Here is an 18,253-nt window from a genome sequence, read left to right on the forward strand (position 1 = left end):
CGCTGGCTGACAAAGGACACCGCCAGCGCGCAGACCTCTCACGTCCGTGAGGGGTCTTTTTGTTTTCCAGAAAAGACCACACCCAGCGCGAGCCTTCCGGAGAGAAGAGATCACCCATGGCCGACGACCGTTTCCACGTATACGACACGACGCTGCGTGACGGCGCGCAACAGGAGGGGCTCAACCTCACCGTCGCCGACAAGATCGCCGTCGCGCGGCAGCTGGACGGCCTGGGCGTGGGTTTCATCGAAGGAGGCTGGCCGGGCGCCAATCCCAAGGACACAGAGTTCTTCAGGCAGGCTCGAACAGAGCTCGACCTGAAACACGCGCAACTAGCCGCGTTCGGCGCGACCCGCCGGGCCGGTGTGAAGGCAGCCGACGACCCTTTGGTGGCCGCTTTGCGCGAATCCGGCGCGCCGGTCGTGACCCTTGTCGCCAAGAGCCACGACCGGCACGTGGAGCTGGCCCTCCGCACGACTCTCCAGGAGAACCTCGCGATGATCCGCGACACGGTCTCTCACCTTCGTGCGGAGGGACAGCGAGTCTTCCTCGACGCCGAGCACTTCTTCGACGGTTACACCTCCAACCCAGCCTACGCGCTGGAGGTCCTCAGGACCGCCGCCGAAGCCGGTGCCGACGTCATCGCCCTGTGCGACACCAACGGCGGCATGCTCCCCGACGAGCTCGCCGAGATCGTTCACGAGGCCGTCCAGACCAGCGCCCGCGTCGGCATCCACTGCCACGACGACACGGGCTGCGCCGTCGCCAACACCCTGGCCGCGGTCAAGGCCGGCGCCACCCACGTGCAGGGCTGCGCCAACGGCTACGGCGAGCGCTCCGGCAACGCCAACCTCTTCACCGTCGTGGCCAACCTCCAGCTCAAACGCGGCTTCGACCTGGTGCCGCGGGAGGCGCTGGCCGACATGACCCGCATCGCCCACGCGATCACCGAGGTCACCAACGTCACGCCCAACTCCCACGCCCCCTACGTCGGCGCCTCCGCCTTCGCCCACAAGGCGGGCCTGCACGCCAGCGCCATCAAGGTCGACCCCAACCTCTACCAGCACATCGACCCCGCCGCCGTCGGCAACGACATGCGCATGCTCGTCTCCGACATGGCGGGCCGGGCCTCCGTCGAGCTCAAGGGCAGGGAGCTGGGCTACGAGCTCACCCCCGACACCACCAAGACCCTCGTCGAGCGGGTCAAGGACCTCGAGTCCAAGGGCTTCACGTTCGAGGCCGCCGACGCGTCGTTCGAGCTGCTGCTGCGCGACACCCTGCACGGCTCCCGCAGGCGGCACTTCGAGGTGGAGTCCTGGCGCGTCATCGTCGAGCGCACGAAGGGCGGCGAGCTGGTCAGCGAGGCCACCGTCAAGCTGCACGCCAAGGGCGAGCGCATCGTCGCCACCGGCGAGGGCAACGGCCCCGTCAACGCCCTCGACAAGGCGGTGCGCCTGGGCCTGGAGCAGCTCTACCCCGAGCTGGCGAAACTGGAGCTGGTCGACTACAAGGTCCGCATCCTCGAAGGCACCCACGGCACCGACGCCATCACGCGGGTCCTCATCACCTCCAGCGACGAGACCTCCGAATGGGCCACGGTCGGGGTGGCCGAAAACATCATCGACGCCTCGTGGCAGGCTCTGGAGCAGGCGGTGACGTACGGCCTGCTCCGCGCGGGCCGGGACGTCTCCTGACGTGACCGACCGGCGCAGGGGGCCCGGAGCCCCCTGCGCCCGTCACTAGAGCAGGCCGGAACGGAACGACACGCCCTCGACCGTGACCTTCCCGCCGGAGCACGACACCTTCGGCGAGTCGGTGCCCGGCACGATCACCGTCAGCAGCGACCTGGCCGACGGCGAGACCACGACGTTCGTGCGCTTCTTCGACAGGTACGTCGGCGAGACCCAGCCCAGCTTGCCGCCGCGCTCCACCTTCTGCCCGCCGACCCGGTCGCACGACGACAACTGCAGCAGCGTGACCTTGAAGTTCCCGTCGCCCAGCACCACCTTGCCGCCGCCCTTCGAGACCAGCTTCAGCGACGGGTCGAAACGCCACACGTTCCTGACCTTCTTGCCGCCGGAGGCGGTGTCCAGCACCGCCATCAGGTCGTCGCCGTGGTTCACCAGCACCGACCTGGTGCGGCTCGCGCCGTACGCCTTGTCCGTCAGCCTGAACGCCTGCCGGTCCTTGCCGTAGGAAGTCTTGACCAGCTTGCTCGGCGTGCGGGGCCGGAACTTGCCGCCCGCCACCGTGGGCACGTTGTGCGCCTCGGGGGAGAGCGTCCAGTAGCGGTAGGCGCTCTTCTCGTACGAGTGGAAACCGCCGTCCACCAGGATGTCGCGCCCCTTCGCGTAGTAGGTCACGCCCAGGTGGTCCTCGTGGCCGTGGTACTTCATGCCGGGCCCGAACCGGATCGAGTAGTACGCCGACTCCTTCTCGCCCCAGGCCGTGCGGCCGAACACGTACCCGGCGCGGTAGGTCCTGACCTCCTGCTTCGGCGTCCCCGTCTCCATCTTCGGCTCGGTGTCGGCGCTGCCGTCGCCGATGGGCACCATGTAGCCGTTGGGCATGGTCGCGTGGGCGACGAAGTCCTTCAGCGCCTCGGCCCGCCTGGTGATCTCACCGGGCACCTTCCGCTTGCACGCCTTCATGCCGGTCATCGCGACCTGGAGCCGGCCGTACACGTAGACCGCGTAGCGCGGGGCCTGCTCCATGAGCGCGCCCTGGCTGTCGACGTCGAGCTTCACCGTGCCGGTGAGCCGGCGGGAGGCCAGGTTCGCCCAGTCCGTACGGCCGTACCTGCAGCCGATCCCGAGGAGCGCGATGTCCTGGTCGATGCCGTGGTTGTGGCCCTTCTTGTACAGCCGGGGGTCCGACAGGAGCTTGGCGTGGTCGGCCAGGCTGTCCTTCAGCCAGGCGGCGTTGACGTGCCGGCTGAGGCAGAGCAGCGGCTGCGTGCGCAGCGAGACCGGGTGGTCCTTCCACACGTACGGCTTGGTGCCGCGCGCCCCCCGCTTGTTCTTCGCCACCCAGTCCTTGGTGATCTCGGTGGCACGATCCAGGTAGCGTTGCTCGCCGGTGTTCTCGTACTCGACGACCAGCGTGCCCATCCAGCGCAGCGACTGGAACACGTACTCCCACGAGCGGTTCCTGTACGGGCTGGCCGACCAGTCGACCTTCTTGCCGATCTTGTACACCGGCAACCCGACCAGCGAGATCTCGCCTTTCATGACGTCGTTGGCCGTGGGCGTGCCGGGCAGCCAGTCGCCTTGGCACTCCGCGGTGCGGGTCACCCCGTCGGCCTGGGCGCCGGCCTGGAGATGGGCCTGAGCGGGGCCGGCTAACCCGCCGAGGGTGAGCGTGAGGGCAAGAGGTAGCGCAAACCGGCGCACGCCAGTTCCTTCCGCGACAGAACAATGAGGGCGGCACATGCTTTCGCCCCCGCGATCACCGGGTCAAGCCGAGTGTCCGATTCGTTAGCCGCTCGATGTTGCGCCGGTGCTCCGGCTGGCGGAGCGGTGCGGAGAAGGAGATGCTGAAGCCGTGAGATTCGACGACCTGGTGATCCCCGACACGCCCGCCTGCCGCGGGGCACTCGAAGTGGCCACGCGCTACCACACGCCCTCGCTGCTCAACCACTCGATCCGGGCCTACCTGTTCGCCGCCGCCCACGGGCAGGCGCACTCCATCGCCTTCGACGCCGAGCTGCTGTACGTGGCGGCCATGCTGCACGACATCGGCCTGGTCGCCGAGTACGACAGCCACACGGTGCCGTTCGAAGAGGCGGGCGGCCACGTGGCCTGGGCCTTCTGCGCCGGCGCCGGCTGGTCGCCGGAGCGCAGGGAACGCGCGGCCGAGGTGATCATCCGGCACATGTGGGCCGAGGTGCCGGTGGCGGACGACCCTGAGGGCCACCTGCTGGAGCTCTCGACCGGCATGGACATCTCGGGCCGGCGCACCGACGAGATCCCTGAGAAGGTGCGCGCCGAGGTGCTTGCCCGCCATCCGCGGCTGGAGATCGCCAAGGAGTTCGGTGCGTGCATCGCCGACCAGGGCGCGCGCAAGCCGTCGAGCTTCGCCGGCGGGTTCGTCCGCGACGGCATCATCGACCGCATCGCGCGCAACCCGCTCGACGCCTGAGAACGCTCAGCCCTTCGGGCCGGCGCTCTCCGCCACCTCGAACGACCACAACTCCGAGCCGGTCGCCGCGGGGCCCTGCCCGTGGCCGTGCCCCTGCCCCTGACCCTGCGCGGCCTGGGCGTGCCCGCGCTGGAACGCCTGGCCCTGCTGCCAGTTCTGGAAGTCCTCCTCGCTGCGCCAGCGGGTGTAGACGAGGTAGCGCTCGGTGCCCTCCACCGGCCTGAGCAACTCGAACCACTCGAACCCGTCGGCCGACTCCACCATCCCGGCCCGCTTCGAGAACCGTTGTTCCAGCTCCGTACGCATGTCGGCGGGCACGGTCAGCACGTTGATCTTCACGACGGACACCACAGAACCCCTCTCGTCAGCGCACCACCCGGTGCGGCGAAGGTGAGGGCTCCAGGCTAACGCGGGCGATCGCCGGCACCTGATCCCGCTCCAGCGCGTCGCGCACATGCCGCAGCACCACCGTGGACAGGTGCCGGCTGAGCTCGTACAGCGGGGCCGACTCGTCGGCGACCACGCGCAGCCGTACGGAGGGGCTGCCGCGCGCGTCCACCAGGTCGGCGCGGGCGCTCAGCACGGACGGGCCCGACACGACGTCGTCGGCCACCGCCTGCGCCATGCCGCCGGGTGACACCTCGGTCACCCCGGTCGGCCCCGACTCGACGCGCAGCGGGCCGTGCGGCTCCCCGCGCGCCTGCGCGAGCAGCCACCACAGCGCCAGCAGCGCGACGGCGAGCGCCACCAACGCGACGACCCACCAGATCCACGGGCTGGTACGCGCGAAGAACCCGCGCACGCCGCCGTCGACGATCGGAGTGCCGGCCGTGCCGAACGCGCCCAGGCCGCGGGCCAGCGCGAGACCGCCCAGCACCGTCAGCACCAGCCCGACCAGCGCCAGCCCCCACCGGTTGCCCCGGCCGATGTTTCCGCTCATCGCGGCTCCTTGACCTTCACGACCACCCGGTACGGCTCCACGGGCTCCAGCGCCGCGAGCCGGGTCAGCACGGCGTCGCGCACCTCCTCGCCGAAACGTTCCTTGTCCCACCCGGACGTGGCCGCCGTGACGACGACCGCGTGGCCGCGCATCCTGGCGCGCGCCGCGTGCACGCCGGGCACCTCCTCGGCCGCGTGGGCGAGGGCCCTGGTGACGGTCCTGTTCCGCAGGCCGATGATCAGGCCGGGGTCGCCGCTGCGCGCGGGCACCATGCTCGGCCGCCCCGGCGCCAGCGCGACGGCAAGCAGGGCCAGCCCGAGCAGCGTCACCACGGCCGAGGAGAGCAGGAACAGCGGATTCGACCACAACGTCGTGGACGCCCACGAGAGCATTTCGTCGTAGGGCACGAGGCGCAGCGGCCGGCCGACGAGCCCCGAGATCGTCTCGGCGGCGACGAGCAGGCCGAGGAGCGTCAGCAGGACGCTCACCACGATGGCGGGGATCCTGCGCCGCGGCCGGAACGCCCGCACCGCCGCCCTGTCTGCTGCCCTGTCGCCTGTTCCGGCTCGCCTCGGCGGGCCGGCCCGGTGCGCGCCTCCCTCGTCGTCGGGAGGTACGGTGCACATCTCCTGAGTGGTCATCGCGGTTCACCGCCCAGATCGGTCACGATCACGTCGAGGCGGGTGACCTCCAGCCCGGTCTGGACGGCGACGCGGCGGCTCACGTGCTCCCGCAGCCGGGCGGCCACCACACGGAGCGGCGCCGGGTAGGCGACACTAACGTGCAGGCGGATGGTGGCCCGGCCGCCCCGCACCTCGGCGCTCGACGAACGCCGCCAGGGCGCGGCCTTCCCGCCCGGCGTATTTCCCCGTGCGGTCGCACCGGCGTCCGGGGAGCGGCTCCACGGCGCGGTCCTGGAGTGCACCTCGCGCACTTCTGGAACCTCCGCGGCCGCCAGACACGCGATCTTGAGCACCACCTGGTCGGCGACCTCGGTGCGGCCCCGCCCCTCCGGTGGCGGTTGCGGAGGGCGGCGCTGCGCGGGCACCGTCACGGTGGCCGTGCCCTCCGCCGGCGTGACGTCGGTCATCTCCGCCTCGTGGACAGGCTCGACAGGTTCACCTCGCCGGTCTCGACGACCCGGCCGACGACGAAGCCGGCCGCGCCGAGCACGAGGACGAGCAGGAACGCGGTCAGCCCGCCGAACGCCGCCGTCAGGCCGAGGATGAGACCGACGGCCAGGCCGACCAGCGTCGGCCAGTGGGCGTTGTTCATGGTTCCTCCACGATGTCGTCGATACGCACGTTCACCCGGCGGCCGCCGGCCAGGTCCGTCACGGCCTGCCGTACGTCGTCGGCGGTCTCCGGCAGCGGGCGGTCCATCCTGGCGACGATGGCGATCTCCACCACACGGTCGTTGACCGACACGCCCAGAAGCCGTTCGCCCGGCATGTACGTGGCCACCGTCCCGAACGGCCCTCCGGACAGCCTGATCACACCGGAACACGCCCGCACCCGCTGAGCGATCACCGGCGCCTCGCCGCCCCCGTCCCGATCGCCGCCATCCGCCCCGCCCCCGGCCGCCCCAGTACGGGCTGACCCGGCACGGGCCGGCTCGGCACCGGTTGACCCGGCACCGGTTGACCCGGCACCGGTTGACCCGGCACCGGTTGACTCGGTACCGGCAGCCCCAGCACCGACCGGCCCGGGATCGGCCGGCCCGGCACCGGCCGGCCCGGCACCGCTTCGGTGGCCGGGGCCGGTGGCGGGCACGGGCTTCCCCGGGCCGCGTCTCGGGCCGTCGTCGGGGCCGCGCGCGGGGCCGTCCTCCGGCGTGGTCATTGAACCCTGGGTTCCTGCTCCGCGTCCCGCTGCTCGCCGGTGTCCCGGTCCCTGCCCCGCTCCTGGCCGGGCAGGTGGACGTCGTCGACGCGGATGTTGACCTCGGTCACCTCCAGCCCGCACATCCGCTCGATCGCCGCGATCACGTTGCGCCGCACGGCCGCGGCCAGGTCCGGGATCGCGGTGCCGTACTCGGCCACCAGGTCCAGGTCCACCGCGGCCTGCCGTTCGCCGACCTCGACCGACACGCCCTGGGACACGCTGACGTCCCCGCCGACGATCCCCTTCATGCTGCCGAGGGCCCGCGCCGCGCCCGCGCCCATGGCGTGCACGCCGGACACCTCGCGCGCCGCGAGTCCGGCGATCTTGGCGACCACCCCGTCGTCGATGCTCGTGGTGCCCTTGTCGGTGACCAATGAGGTGGCCGAGCCGCCCTCATGAGCCCGCGCCCGTGGTACGGCACCCGTTCCTGTGTTTGACACCGTGTCCATCTGTCGCCCCCGATGTGTCGCTCTTGAGGACAGCTAACCCACAGCACTCGGCCGATACCCGCCAAAACGGACTTTTGGCTTATTTAACGGCGAATCCTGGCCTGTGCCTGGTGGCGGGCGGCCGGGATGGGCGGACCCCACCGGCGGCGGCGATAGCCTTGTCGGGTGCGTATAGCGAGGTTCTCCACAGGCGAAGGCGTGTCGTTCGGCGTGGTCGAAGGCGGTCCGGGCGAGGAGTTCGTCTCCATGGTCGCCGGCCACCCGTTCGGCCAGGTGCAGTTCACCGGAGAGCGGTTCCCGCTGTCCCAGGTGAAGCTGCTGGCCCCGATGCTGCCGAGCAAAGTGGTCGCCATCGGCAGAAACTACGCCGAGCACGCGGCTGAGCTGGGCAACCAGGTGCCCGACGAGCCGCTCATCTTCATGAAGCCGTCCACCTCCGTGATCGGCCACGGCGAGGACATCGCCTACCCGACGACGCTGTCCGACCGCGTCGACTACGAAGGCGAGCTGGCCGTGGTGATCGGCCGGCTCTGCCGCGAGGTGCCGGTCGAGCGGGTCAAGGACGTCATCTTCGGCTACACGTGCGCCAACGACGTCACCGCCCGCGACCTGCAGAAGAAGGACGTGCAGTTCACCAGGGCCAAGGGCTTCGACACGTTCTGCCCGCTCGGGCCGTGGATCCAGACCGACCTTGACGCGGCCGACCTCGCGCTGACGACCACGGTCAACGGCCAGATCCGGCAGAGCGGGCGCACCAGCCAGCTCATCCACGACATCCCGGCGCTGGTGGCCTACGTCAGCGCGGTCATGACGCTGATCCCCGGCGACGTCATCCTGACCGGCACCCCGGCGGGCGTCGGCCCGCTCGAGATCGGCGACGAGGTCAGCGTCGGCATCGAAGGCATCGGCACACTCACGAACAAGGTGGTCTCCCGTGACTGACGTACGGGTGCGGTTCGCTCCTTCCCCTACCGGCATGTTCCATGTGGGCAGCGCCCGCGCCGCGCTGTTCAACTGGGCGCTGGCCGAACGCGCCCAGGGGCGGTTCGTCCTGCGCATCGAGGACACCGACGCCTCCCGCAACCGGCCCGAGTGGACCGAGGGCATCATCGCGGCGCTCGACTGGATCGGCATCAACGGCACCAACCCGGTGTTCGAGGGCCCCTACTTCCAGTCGGCCAACCAGCCGCAGCACCGCGAGGCGGTGGCCAAGCTGCTGGCCGACGGCCAGGCATACCACTGCGACTGCACCCGCGAGCAGGTGCAGGAGCGCACCGGCTCAAAGGACAAGGGCTATGACGGCTACTGCCGCGAGCGCGGGCTCTCCGCCGGCGCGGTCCGCTTCCGCACCCCCGACGAGGGCGTCACGGTGGTCGACGACCTCGTCAGGGGCAGGGTCGAGTTCCCCAACAAGGCCCAGGAAGACTTCGTGATCGCGCGCAGCGACGGTTCGCCCCTCTACGTGCTGGCCAACGCCGTCGACGACATCACGCAGTCCATCACCCACGTCGCCCGCGGCGAGGAGCACCTGCCCAACGCGGCCAGGCAGGAGCTGCTGTGGCCCGCGCTCGGCGCGAAGCCGCCGGTCTGGGCGCACCTGCCGGTCATCGTCAACGAGCAGCGGAAGAAGCTCTCCAAGCGCCGCGACAAGGTGGCCCTGGAGGATTACCGCCAGGAGGGCTACCTCGCCGAGGCCATGGTCAACTACCTCATGCTGCTCGGCTGGGGCCCGGGGGACGACCGCGAGATCATGCCGTGGTCGGAGATGGTGCAGCTGTTCAGGCTGGAGGACGTCAACCCGTCCAACGCGTTCTTCGACGAGAAGAAGCTGCGGGCGTTCAACGGCGAATACATCCGGGCGCTGCCGCTGGAGGTCTTCGAGGAGCGCTGCGCGCCCTTCCTCGACCCGTCGTGGGACCGCGAGCTGTTCAGCAAGGTCGCCGCGCTGGCGCAGACCCGCATCGGGGTGTTGTCGGAGATCCGGCAGAACGTCGACTTCCTCTTCCTCGAAGAGCCGGTCTTCGACCAGGCGTCCTGGGACAAAGCGATGAAGAACTCCCCGCGGGAGATCCTCACCGGCTACCTCGACCGCCTTGAGTCGGTGAGCTGGGACCCTGAGTCGCTGAAGCAGGCACTGGAGGAGGTCGGCGCGGCCGTGGGGCTCAAGCTGGGCAAGGCCCAGGCTCCCGTGCGCGTGGCGATCACGGGCCGGACGGTGGGCCTGCCGCTGTTCGAGTCGATCGAGGTGCTCGGCCGCGCGCGCAGCCAGGAGCGCCTGCGCGCCGCGCTGGCGCGCCTGCGAGGCTGACGGCGGCACCTGGCGGCCCTCTCGACGATCGCACCCCGATGACGCCGCCCGCGCGACTCGGGGTGCGGAGCCGGCACGCGCAGTGGGCCGCCGGGACGGTCGGGCCCACTGCGCGTGCCGGCTGCTAGACGAGCCCGCGGCGGGCGAGCAGCGGCTGGATGCTCGGCTCGCGGCCACGGAAGTTGCCGAAGGCGGTCAGCGGGTCGATGCTCCCGCCCCTGGAGAGCAGCTCGCGGCGGAAGTGGTCGCCGTTCGCCCTGGTGAGCCCGCCGTTCTCCTTGAACCACTCCACGCTCTCCGCGTCGAGCACCTCGCTCCAGATGTAGGAGTAGTAGCCGGCGCTGTAGCCGCCGGCGAAGATGTGCGCGAAGTAGTTCGTACGGTAACGCGGCCTGATCTGCGGCATGGCGATCCGGGCGGCCTCCAGGGCGGCGGCCTCGAACGCCTCGGGGTCGTCGACCGTCTCTCCCGGCGACAGCTTGTGCCAGGCCCAGTCGAGCAGCGTGGCGGCCAGATATTCGACGGTCTTGAAGCCCTGGTTGAACGTCGACGCGGCCGTCAGCTTCTCCACCAGCTCCACCGGCATGGGCTCGCCCGTCTCGTGATGCTTGGCGTAGTTGGCCAGGACCTCGGGCCAGGTCACCCACATCTCGTTGACCTGTGACGGATATTCCACGAAGTCGCGGGGCACGCTGGTGCCGGACACGCGCGGGTAGCGCACGTGGGAGAACAGCCCGTGCAGTGCGTGGCCGAACTCGTGGAAGGCCGTGTTGACCTCGTCGTACGTCAATAGCGTGGGCCCCGAGGCGGGCTTGGTGATGTTGAGGTTGTTCATCACCACGGGCAGCTGCCCGAACAGGAACGACTGGTCGACCAGGTTGTTCATCCACGCCCCGCCGCGCTTGCCCGCCCTGGCGTACGGGTCGAGCACGAACAACCCCAGCCGGCTCCCGTCCTCGTCGAACACCTCGAAGACGGTCACGTCGGGGTGGTAGCCGCTCAGGTCGGGCCGCTCGGCGAAGGTGACCCCGTACAACTTGCCGGCGGCGAAGAAGATGCCGTCGCGATAGACCCGGTCGAGTTCGAAGTAGGGCCGCATCGCGGCGCCGTCGAAGTCGTAGCGGGCCTGGCGGACCTTCTCCGAGTAGTACGACCAGTCCCACGGCTCGATCGCGAACCCGGCCTGCTCGGCCAGCGCCTCCGCCTCCTTGTACGCGTTGCGCACGGCCGGGCCGACGAGCTGGCCGAGCATCTCCTCGACCGCCTCGACGGTCTTGGCGGTCTGGTCGGCCACCGTGTAGGCGGCGTGGTTGGGGAAGCCGAGCAGCGCCGCCCGCTCGGCGCGCAGCGCCGCCATCCTGGCGGCCCGGTCGAAGTTGCCCGGCGCCCGGCCCACGCTCAGCCCGTAGAGCCTGCGGCGTACGTCACGGTTGGTGAGCTGGGCGAGGCCCGGCTGGTTGGTGAAGTTCAGCAGCGGCAGGGCGTACGTGCCGTCGTCCTTGCGCAGCGACTCGATCTTGGCCTCGTCGAGCCCGTCGAGCTCCTTGCGGTCCGTCACCACCAGCGCCGACTCGGTCGACGCCTTCAGCAGGCTCTGCGCGAACTCCGTGGAGAGCTTCGACAACTCCTCGTTGAGCTCGCGCAGCCGGCCCTGCTCGGTCTCCGTCAGGTCGGCGCCGGCCCTGATGAAGTCGTCGCGGTATTTCTGCAGCAGCCAGGACTCCTCCGGGTCGTCCGTGGCCACCTGCTTGATGCGCGCCCACAACGCCCGGTTGAGCCGGATCGCGTCGCTGTGCCTGGTCAGCTGAGGGGAGATCTGCTTCTCGATCTCCATGATGCCGTCGGTGGAGTTGGAGGAGGCGATGCTGGAGAAGGCCGTGGCCGTGCGATCGAGGATCCGCCCCGATCGTTCGAGTGCGGCGATCGTGTTGTCGAAGGTCGGCGGCTCTGGGTTGTCGGCGATCGCGTCGACCTCGGCCAGTTGCTCGGCCATGCCGCGCTCGAAAGCGGGAACGTAGTGCTCCTCGCGGATGTCCGCGAACGGCGGCAGCTGGTAGGGCAGATCACTAGGGGCGAAGAACGGATTCTCGGCCAACGCTCGGGCTCCTCCACGTGGTGTTTTGTCCCCTTCAGCTTGGCATGACCGGACCGGTGCCGCAGGCAGCGGAGGACGGGTTGGCCGTTCGTTTTGGTCTTAGGCCTCCGGCTGGGCTATTCTTTCGGACATCGCCGAAGCGCGCCCGAGAGGGTTCGCCCCGGTGGGGTATGGTGTAATTGGCAGCACGACTGATTCTGGTTCAGTTAGTCTAGGTTCGAGTCCTGGTACCCCAGCATTTGATGGACGCCTCTCGTAGAGGCGTCCTTTTTTATTTCGCCAGCCGGTGCAGAATTTCGCTGATCTGCTGATACGCCTTGGCGGTCGGCGCGTGCGAGGTGTTCACCGTGAAGACCTTGAACGTGTTCTTCGGCGTCGCGGCGTCCGCCTCCCTGATCATCCGGTCCTGCAAGGCGATCGGGATCACCCGGTCACGCGAGTGCCTGATGTAGACCCGGGGCACCCGCCCCCACCTGTCCTTGTGCCCCCGGGCGTCGGCGTTCGGCACCTGCAGGGACTCGTCGGGCAGCAGTGCGTTCAGCATCGCGAGAAACTCGCCGTCGCTTGCCTCTGCCATGAACGCCGCCTTGACACCGTCCAGGAACTTCTTGTCGTTCGAGCGCCAGTTGACGCGGATCGCCTTGATCACCCGGGGGTCGGCGATCACGCCCGGCACGATGTTTCCTGACAGGCTCGGCTTGCCCTCGGGCGTCTCCAGATACTCGGCCGGCGACTTCAGTTTGGTGCAGCAGTAGGCCGTGTCGTAGACGAGCCGGTCGATCAGGTCGGGCACCTCGTCGGCCGCTTTCGTGATCGCCGCACCGCCCAGGCTGCCGCCGACCAGGATCACCGGCCCGTACCGGGAGACCCTGCGCACGGTGTTCACCGTCGCCTCGACGTAGTCGTCCAGCGTCACGCCCGCCACCGGCGACGGCATCGTGGCCAGCTTGTTCATGTCCTGCGGCGTCTGGTAAGCGCGGGTGAACTGCTCGGAGGGGCCGTGCCCGGGCAGGTTCACGCCCACGGAACGGTGGCCGCGCATCGTCAGCTCGGCATCGGCCGCGGCCGTGCCGTTCGCGCCGGTCACGAAGACGAACGTGGTCACCTCCTTACGTTTGGGCGCGACCCTGGCGCCGACCGTCGCGGTGGCGGCGCTCGCGCCCGCGACCGCGGCGTACTGGAACATCGTGCGTCTGCTCGGAGTGCTCATGAAGCGATGCTCTCGGAGGGCGCCGGGCCCGCACATCGCCCGCCGGGCTCGACGTGCGGTCGACGCCCGGCATCCACCGATCGGTTGATGTCGTGCCAGGCTTGACCCATGAGCCGGCTCGACGGGCGTGAGCGCTGGGTCTATCTGGCGCTCGCCTACGCACTGCTCGCGGTCTCCGCGACCGCGGCCGCCGTCATGGGCGGTGACGGCCCCGCCCCGGCGCGGTGGCCGGGCTGGCCCGTGCTCGTGCCGGCCGCCGCGGTGTGGCTGGCGCCGATCGCCTGGCTCCATTCGCGCCGCGACACGCACCGCGCGCTCGTCGTGGGCCATTTCCTGGTGCTCATCGCCCTCGCGGGGGCGCTGGCCGCCGAGCACGCCGCCTTCACGGTGTTCGCCTCGGTCGGCTACCCGCTCGCCATCGGGATGTTGCCCGCCCGGCTGGTCATGCTGGGCGTGACGGTGACCGCCGTGGTCAGCTTGGCCGCCCAGGCGAGCCCGGGAGCCCGTGCCTCCCTGCTCAGCGTGATCGCCGCCGTGGCCCTGCCGCTGGCCCTTGCGGGCTGGTACGTCTCCGCCGAGCACGACAAACGCCGCCGCCTGGTCGAGCGGCTGCGCGCCGCCATGGACGAGAACGCCGAGCTGAACGCCCGCCTGCTCGGCCAGGCCAGGAGCGCCGGCGTGCTGGACGAGCGGCACCGCATGGCCGGCGAGATTCACGACACGGTCGCCCAGGACCTCGTCGCGCTGATGGGCCAGATCCACGCCGCCGCCCGCGTCTGCGACGGCCCGGCCCGCCGCCACCTCGACCAGGCCGCCGAGCTGGCCCGCCGCAGCCTGTCCGAGGCCCGCAGGTCCGTACGCGCGCTGCGCCCCGAGCCGCTGGAGGACTCCCGGCTGCCCGAGGCCGTCGACCGCATGGCCCGATCCTGGTCCGAGTCGTCGGGCGTCGGCCTCGCCGTGGAGATCACCGGCACCCCGGTCGCGCTGGCCGCCGACGTGGAGGCGGCGCTGTTCCGCATCGCCCAGGAGGCGCTGGCCAACGTCGCCAAGCACGCACGCGCCACCAGAACGGCCCTCACGCTCTCCTACACCGACGAATCCGTGCTTCTCGACGTTCGGGACGATGGAGCCGGCTTCGACCCGCAGACGCCCGCTGACGGGTTCGGGCTCGACGGCATGCGCCAGCGGGTACGCGGCGTGGGCGGCACGCTGGCGATCGAGTCCGAGCCCGGCCAGGGCACGGCCGTCGCCGTGTCCGTGCCCGCCATCCCGCCGGCCGGGCTGGACGATCCACGTTGACGGCGGACGACCACCTCACGAAGGGAACCCGATGCGGCTGAGGTTGCTGATAGCCGACGACCATCCGATCGTGCGCGACGGCCTGCGCGCGGCCCTCGGCGGCGAGCCCGACATGGAGGTCGTCGGAGAGGCGGCCGACGGGGCACAGGCCGTGCGCCTGGCCGCCGAGCTCCGGCCGGACGTCGTCCTCATGGATCTGCGCATGCCCGGCATGGACGGCGTCAGCGCCATCCGTGAGCTCTCCGGCACCGGGCCGCGGGTGCTGGTGCTCACCACGTTCGACACCGACGTCCTGCCCGCCCTCGAAGCCGGTGCCAGCGGCTACCTGCTGAAGGACGCCCCGCCCGACGAGCTGGTCCGAGCCGTCCGCGCCACCCACGAGGGCGAGACCGTGCTGGCGCCCTCCGTGGCCGGGCGTCTGGCCAGCGACCTGCGCAGGCCCACCCGGGGCCGGCTGAGCAAGCGCGAACTCGAGGTGCTGCGCCTGGTGGCCGGGGGAGCGACGAACAAGGAGGCGGCGGCCGAGCTGTTCATCAGCGAGGCCAGCGTCAAGACGCATCTGCTGCACGTCTACGCCAAGCTCGACGTCCGCGACCGCGCCTCCGCCGTCGCCGAGGCCTACCGCCGCGGGCTGCTCAACGGCTGACGGATCAGCCGTCGTGATGGCGACGCGCCATGGTGACGATCGAGGGGGCGACGAGAGGCCAGCGAGGCGCCACCTAACGGCCGAGAGCGCGATCGGATGCCAATGAGGCGCCAAGCTGGTGCGCTAGAGTCGCCCGGCTTATGGAGGAATTTCGTATTCGCGCGGGCAGTTTCCCCCGCTTCGTCGCTCCGTTCGCCGCGCTCCTCGTGCTCTTCTTCGTCGTCATCCTGCTGCTCGGCGCCATCTTCACCGGCAGCACCCTGCTGGGCATCGCCATCGGTGCCCTGGCCACCGGCGGCCTGCTCGCCGTCCTCGCCGCCAAACACCGCCGCATGAGCTCGGGTAGCGTCGTCCGCTTCACCGCGGAAGGCGTCGAACTGACCGACTCGCTCGGCTTCCGCGTGCACCTCCGCTGGCCCGACATCACCCGGATCGACGTCGTCGACACCCAGCTCGCCAACCCCAGGAGAGTCGGCCGGCCGGGTGGGGTGCGGGTGCGCGCCCAGGCGCTGCGCTCGGTGGGGCTCATCGGCTGGGGCGAGCGCACGGTCCCGCCCCGGATCCCCGGCTGGATGCGCGACCGGCTTTCCGGCGTCCCCGTCGACCCGGCGACGGGCCGTCCCGAAGTGACGATCCCGCTCGGCGAGTTCGACGCGCTGTGGCAGCGCGGCCGGATGGGCGACTGGGTCCGCCACCACAGGCCCGATCTGATGGGTCGCTAAGTGGTTTGGTTGTGGTCTCCGGGGTGCGGTAGAGTTACGCGCGTCGCCGGGGGAACCCGGCGCATCAGCTTGTGGACAGGGTCCCGTCGTCTAGTGGCCCAGGACGCCGCCCTCTCAAGGCGGTAGCGCCGGTTCGAATCCGGTCGGGACTACCACTGTCACAAGCCAGCGAAGGTCCCGTCGTCTAGTGGCCCAGGACGCCGCCCTCTCAAGGCGGTAGCGCCGGTTCGAATCCGGTCGGGACTACGTCTGCATCACCGCTCCGGCGCGATTCCGCTCCGGAGTTTTTCTTTTCCGCCGGGGGTTTCCGCTCGGGTTCCTTTCTCCAGAACCGCACGTCGGCGCCCTCCGTGACGGGCACGTCGCGGGTGAGGCCGATGCCGGCCCACATTCTGTCCCGCATGGGCCCGTTTCCGGAATTCTTCGCCGGTCGCCGGCTCTCACGCGATCGGCCCACAGCGCGCACGTCACGGCGCCCGGCCCCGCGAACCGCAGGAGCGTTTCCCTGGACGGGGGCCGGCCCCGTGCGGCGGGTGGGGGCGGCCGCCGTCAGCGTAAAAGGGTGGGAGGAGCCCGGCCACGCACGGCGCCGCAGCCTGATCGTCCAGCGGCACCCCGCAACGGAACACCACGCGCGGTGCCGCGCCGGAAACGATGGTCCAGCCACGCGTGCCGCACGACCGGGAAGGCCCGCGCAGCCGATCGCGACACGCGCGGATGGCGAAGGCTCGCGCCGCATCGACCAGAGGGCCCGCGCCGCCGATCGCGAAACGCGCCGCGGACGGGCCCGGGTGGTCAGGTCACAGGGAGCGGGCCTTGAAGAGCGCGCGCCGCGCGGCCTTGGCCACCTGCTTGTCCGGATGCACCTGCGAGATCAGATCCAGCAGCTCCTCGACGTGCGCGTGCGGGATCTTCCAGATCACCTCCAGAAGGTTGCCGACCATGTCGGGGCCGATGTCCTGCAGGCTGCTCACGAACTCCGACCGGCCCAGCCCGGCCGAGATGGTCCACATGTCGAGGATCAGCCAGTGCGTGTCGTCCTGCGTCGGCTCGGGCGCCCCTTCGACCTCCAGCTGGCTGAGGTGGGTGGCCGCGTAAGGGCGCAGCGTGGGCTGCTTGAGCGCCTCCCGCCAGGCCGGGATGGCGGCCTCGCCCAGGGTGCCGACCACGCTGGCCGCCTGCACCCTGATCAGCGCGTCGCTCTCGTCCTCGCCCGCCGCCTCCAGCAGCTCCTCGGCGGCCCTTCCCGGCTCGCGCAGCCGCATCCAGGCGGCGAACTCGGTGTCGGCCTCGTCCTCGGGCAGCTCGGCGCTGAGCGCCAGCAGCTCGTGGGCGCTCATGGACTCGATCGCCGGTCTGGCGTCGACCTCGATGTCGGCGTCGTCGACCAGGTGGACGACCCCCTCGGTGCCGAGCGGCGTGAGCATGAGGGTCCTGCCGTCGACCTCGATCATGCCGTAGCCGACCAGCCAGTCGATCGCGGGCGCGAGCGGGTCGCCCGCCGCCTCCCACGCGTCCGATCCGAGCTCGTCGAGGTCGGCGGCGGCCTCCGCCAGCTCCTGGCTCAGCTCGTCGAGGTCACGTGAGCCGCCGGCCAGCAGGAGCCTGACCAGCAGGCCGCGGGTCAGGCCCGCCAGCGCCATCGTGAGATCATCGTCGTCGAGCTCGGGGTCGCCGTAGTCGACCGAGTGCAGCCCGAGCATCCAGGCGTCGAGCACGTCCTCGTCGTCGTCGAACGGCCACTCCGACGTGTCGTCCTGGACCGCCACCGTGTTGGCGTCGCCCGGCTCGAGGAACTCCAGATCGACGGCCAGGTTCCAGATGTTCCACAGGTAGGGGACGGCCTCGGCGACCGGGCCTTCGGTCTGCGGCCTGGGCAGCCCGACGGCCGCCAGCGCCTCCTCCACTTCGGCGTCGCTGAGCAGGGTGTCCTCGCCCACGCGCCGGCCCGAGCCCACCCACACGGCCAGGTCGCGGGCCTTGGCGATGAGCGGCGCCTCGCGGGCGGCCGCGGCCAGCTCGGTGTCGGGCCGCAGCCTGATCGTGTCGAGCTCGGCCAGCTCGTCGGCGAACATCTCGAAGTCGCCGAGGTCGCCGGTCTCGTCGTCCTCCTCGCCCTCGGTGTCGTCGATCAGCTCCTCCATCAGGTCGACGAACTCGTCTTCGACGTCGTCGAGCTCGGCCTGCAGATCGGCGAGGGAGTCGGAGCCCTTGGCGAGCCTGCCGGTCTGAGAGAGGAACGTGAGGTACGCGTCCACGGCCGGGAGCATCCCGTCGGCGGCGGCGTCGGGATCCTCCACGACCTTGGGCATGCGGTCGAGCAGCAGGTTACGCAGGTCGGCACGCTTCCACGTGCCGAGATCCTGCGAGAAGGCGAGACGGTGCCAGAGTGCGGCAGGCCCCACGAGCTCGGGGTCGCTTCCGGGCGCGTTCGCACGCGCCCACATGATGAACTCTTCGAGCAGGGGTCGCAGCTCAGTGGCGGCTACCTCGATGCGATCTGTCACGCACTCAGGCTAGTGCGCCCGCGATGCTGTCGGCCCCAGAAATACCTGGTTTCG

18 protein-coding genes and 3 tRNA genes are annotated in these 18,253 nt (G+C 70.5%); 10 read left to right on the forward strand and 11 right to left on the reverse strand.

Annotated features, from left to right (window positions below; all coding sequences use genetic code 11):
• The first annotated feature begins 116 nt into the window (after positions 1-116).
• Entirely contained in the window at positions 117-1,694 is a 1,578-nt protein-coding gene (gene cimA, locus ABGB01_RS19335; RefSeq protein WP_347774879.1) for a citramalate synthase, read from the forward strand.
• Between the two features lie 45 nt (positions 1,695-1,739).
• Here the strand turns inward: cimA and ABGB01_RS19340 are convergent, their stop codons facing one another.
• Entirely contained in the window at positions 1,740-3,392 is a 1,653-nt protein-coding gene (locus ABGB01_RS19340) for a heparinase II/III family protein (protein ID WP_347774881.1), read from the reverse strand.
• 151 nt (positions 3,393-3,543) lie between these two features.
• On the opposite strand from ABGB01_RS19340, the gene ABGB01_RS19345 reads away from it, so the two are divergent.
• On the forward strand, positions 3,544-4,140 hold the full coding sequence (locus tag ABGB01_RS19345; protein WP_347774883.1) for an HD domain-containing protein: 597 nt from the start codon (positions 3,544-3,546) through the stop codon (positions 4,138-4,140).
• Positions 4,141-4,146: 6 nt separating this feature from the next.
• Here ABGB01_RS19345 and ABGB01_RS19350 read toward each other — a convergent pair whose 3' ends face one another.
• The 7 genes from ABGB01_RS19350 to ABGB01_RS19380 form a co-directional block, all read right to left on the reverse strand.
• The gene (locus ABGB01_RS19350; protein ID WP_347645340.1) at positions 4,147-4,488 is read right to left on the reverse strand and encodes an antibiotic biosynthesis monooxygenase; all 342 of its coding nucleotides are present in this window, start codon (positions 4,486-4,488) and stop codon (positions 4,147-4,149) included.
• A gap of 16 nt (positions 4,489-4,504) precedes the next feature.
• On the reverse strand, positions 4,505-5,080 hold the full coding sequence (locus tag ABGB01_RS19355; RefSeq protein ID WP_347774885.1) for a hypothetical protein: 576 nt from the start codon (positions 5,078-5,080) through the stop codon (positions 4,505-4,507).
• Entirely contained in the window at positions 5,077-5,721 is a 645-nt protein-coding gene (locus tag ABGB01_RS19360) for a DUF6286 domain-containing protein (protein WP_347774887.1), read from the reverse strand. The genes ABGB01_RS19355 and ABGB01_RS19360 overlap by 4 nt, the downstream gene beginning before the upstream one ends.
• Positions 5,718-6,170 (reverse strand): hypothetical protein, encoded by a 453-nt coding sequence (locus ABGB01_RS19365; RefSeq protein ID WP_347774889.1) that lies wholly within the window; start codon positions 6,168-6,170, stop codon positions 5,718-5,720. Before ABGB01_RS19365 ends, ABGB01_RS19360 begins: the two co-directional genes overlap by 4 nt.
• The gene (locus ABGB01_RS19370; RefSeq protein ID WP_347774891.1) at positions 6,167-6,355 is read right to left on the reverse strand and encodes a DUF2273 domain-containing protein; all 189 of its coding nucleotides are present in this window, start codon (positions 6,353-6,355) and stop codon (positions 6,167-6,169) included. Before ABGB01_RS19370 ends, ABGB01_RS19365 begins: the two co-directional genes overlap by 4 nt.
• Positions 6,352-6,609 (reverse strand): hypothetical protein, encoded by a 258-nt coding sequence (locus tag ABGB01_RS19375; protein ID WP_347774892.1) that lies wholly within the window; start codon positions 6,607-6,609, stop codon positions 6,352-6,354. The genes ABGB01_RS19370 and ABGB01_RS19375 overlap by 4 nt, the downstream gene beginning before the upstream one ends.
• A gap of 308 nt (positions 6,610-6,917) precedes the next feature.
• Entirely contained in the window at positions 6,918-7,403 is a 486-nt protein-coding gene (locus ABGB01_RS19380; protein WP_347774894.1) for an Asp23/Gls24 family envelope stress response protein, read from the reverse strand.
• Between the two features lie 174 nt (positions 7,404-7,577).
• Between ABGB01_RS19380 and ABGB01_RS19385 the strand changes: the two genes are divergently transcribed.
• The gene (locus ABGB01_RS19385; RefSeq protein WP_347774895.1) at positions 7,578-8,354 is read left to right on the forward strand and encodes a fumarylacetoacetate hydrolase family protein; all 777 of its coding nucleotides are present in this window, start codon (positions 7,578-7,580) and stop codon (positions 8,352-8,354) included.
• Positions 8,347-9,720 carry a glutamate--tRNA ligase gene (gene gltX, locus ABGB01_RS19390; protein WP_347774896.1) on the forward strand — a complete coding sequence of 458 codons (1,374 nt, stop codon included), beginning with the start codon at positions 8,347-8,349 and terminating at the stop codon, positions 9,718-9,720. Before ABGB01_RS19385 ends, gltX begins: the two co-directional genes overlap by 8 nt.
• A gap of 124 nt (positions 9,721-9,844) precedes the next feature.
• Here the strand turns inward: gltX and ABGB01_RS19395 are convergent, their stop codons facing one another.
• Positions 9,845-11,815, reverse strand: coding sequence for a M3 family metallopeptidase (locus ABGB01_RS19395; protein ID WP_347774897.1), 1,971 nt, complete (start codon positions 11,813-11,815; stop codon positions 9,845-9,847).
• Between the two features lie 164 nt (positions 11,816-11,979).
• Between ABGB01_RS19395 and ABGB01_RS19400 the strand changes: the two genes are divergently transcribed.
• Positions 11,980-12,051: transfer RNA gene (locus tag ABGB01_RS19400), tRNA-Gln, on the forward strand.
• 35 nt (positions 12,052-12,086) lie between these two features.
• Here the strand turns inward: ABGB01_RS19400 and ABGB01_RS19405 are convergent.
• Positions 12,087-13,025: an alpha/beta hydrolase gene (locus ABGB01_RS19405; RefSeq protein WP_347774898.1), complete on the reverse strand. Its 939-nt coding sequence runs from the start codon at positions 13,023-13,025 to the stop codon at positions 12,087-12,089.
• Positions 13,026-13,133: 108 nt separating this feature from the next.
• Between ABGB01_RS19405 and ABGB01_RS19410 the strand changes: the two genes are divergently transcribed.
• The 5 genes from ABGB01_RS19410 (at position 13,134) to ABGB01_RS19430 (ending at position 15,938) form a co-directional block, all read left to right on the forward strand.
• Positions 13,134-14,324: a sensor histidine kinase gene (locus tag ABGB01_RS19410; RefSeq protein ID WP_347774900.1), complete on the forward strand. Its 1,191-nt coding sequence runs from the start codon at positions 13,134-13,136 to the stop codon at positions 14,322-14,324.
• A gap of 31 nt (positions 14,325-14,355) precedes the next feature.
• Entirely contained in the window at positions 14,356-14,970 is a 615-nt protein-coding gene (locus tag ABGB01_RS19415; RefSeq protein ID WP_347774901.1) for a response regulator transcription factor, read from the forward strand.
• Positions 14,971-15,110: 140 nt separating this feature from the next.
• Positions 15,111-15,692 (forward strand): hypothetical protein, encoded by a 582-nt coding sequence (locus ABGB01_RS19420; RefSeq protein WP_347774902.1) that lies wholly within the window; start codon positions 15,111-15,113, stop codon positions 15,690-15,692.
• Between the two features lie 79 nt (positions 15,693-15,771).
• Positions 15,772-15,847 (forward strand) — tRNA-Glu (locus ABGB01_RS19425).
• Positions 15,848-15,865: 18 nt separating this feature from the next.
• Positions 15,866-15,938, forward strand: a tRNA-Glu gene (locus ABGB01_RS19430).
• 554 nt (positions 15,939-16,492) lie between these two features.
• On the opposite strand, the gene ABGB01_RS19435 is transcribed toward ABGB01_RS19430, so the two are convergent.
• Positions 16,493-18,199 carry a hypothetical protein gene (locus ABGB01_RS19435; RefSeq protein WP_347774903.1) on the reverse strand — a complete coding sequence of 569 codons (1,707 nt, stop codon included), beginning with the start codon at positions 18,197-18,199 and terminating at the stop codon, positions 16,493-16,495.
• Positions 18,200-18,253: the final 54 nt, after the last annotated feature.

This window comes from Nonomuraea sp. B5E05, assembly GCF_039880665.1.
GTDB lineage: Bacteria > Actinomycetota > Actinomycetes > Streptosporangiales > Streptosporangiaceae > Nonomuraea.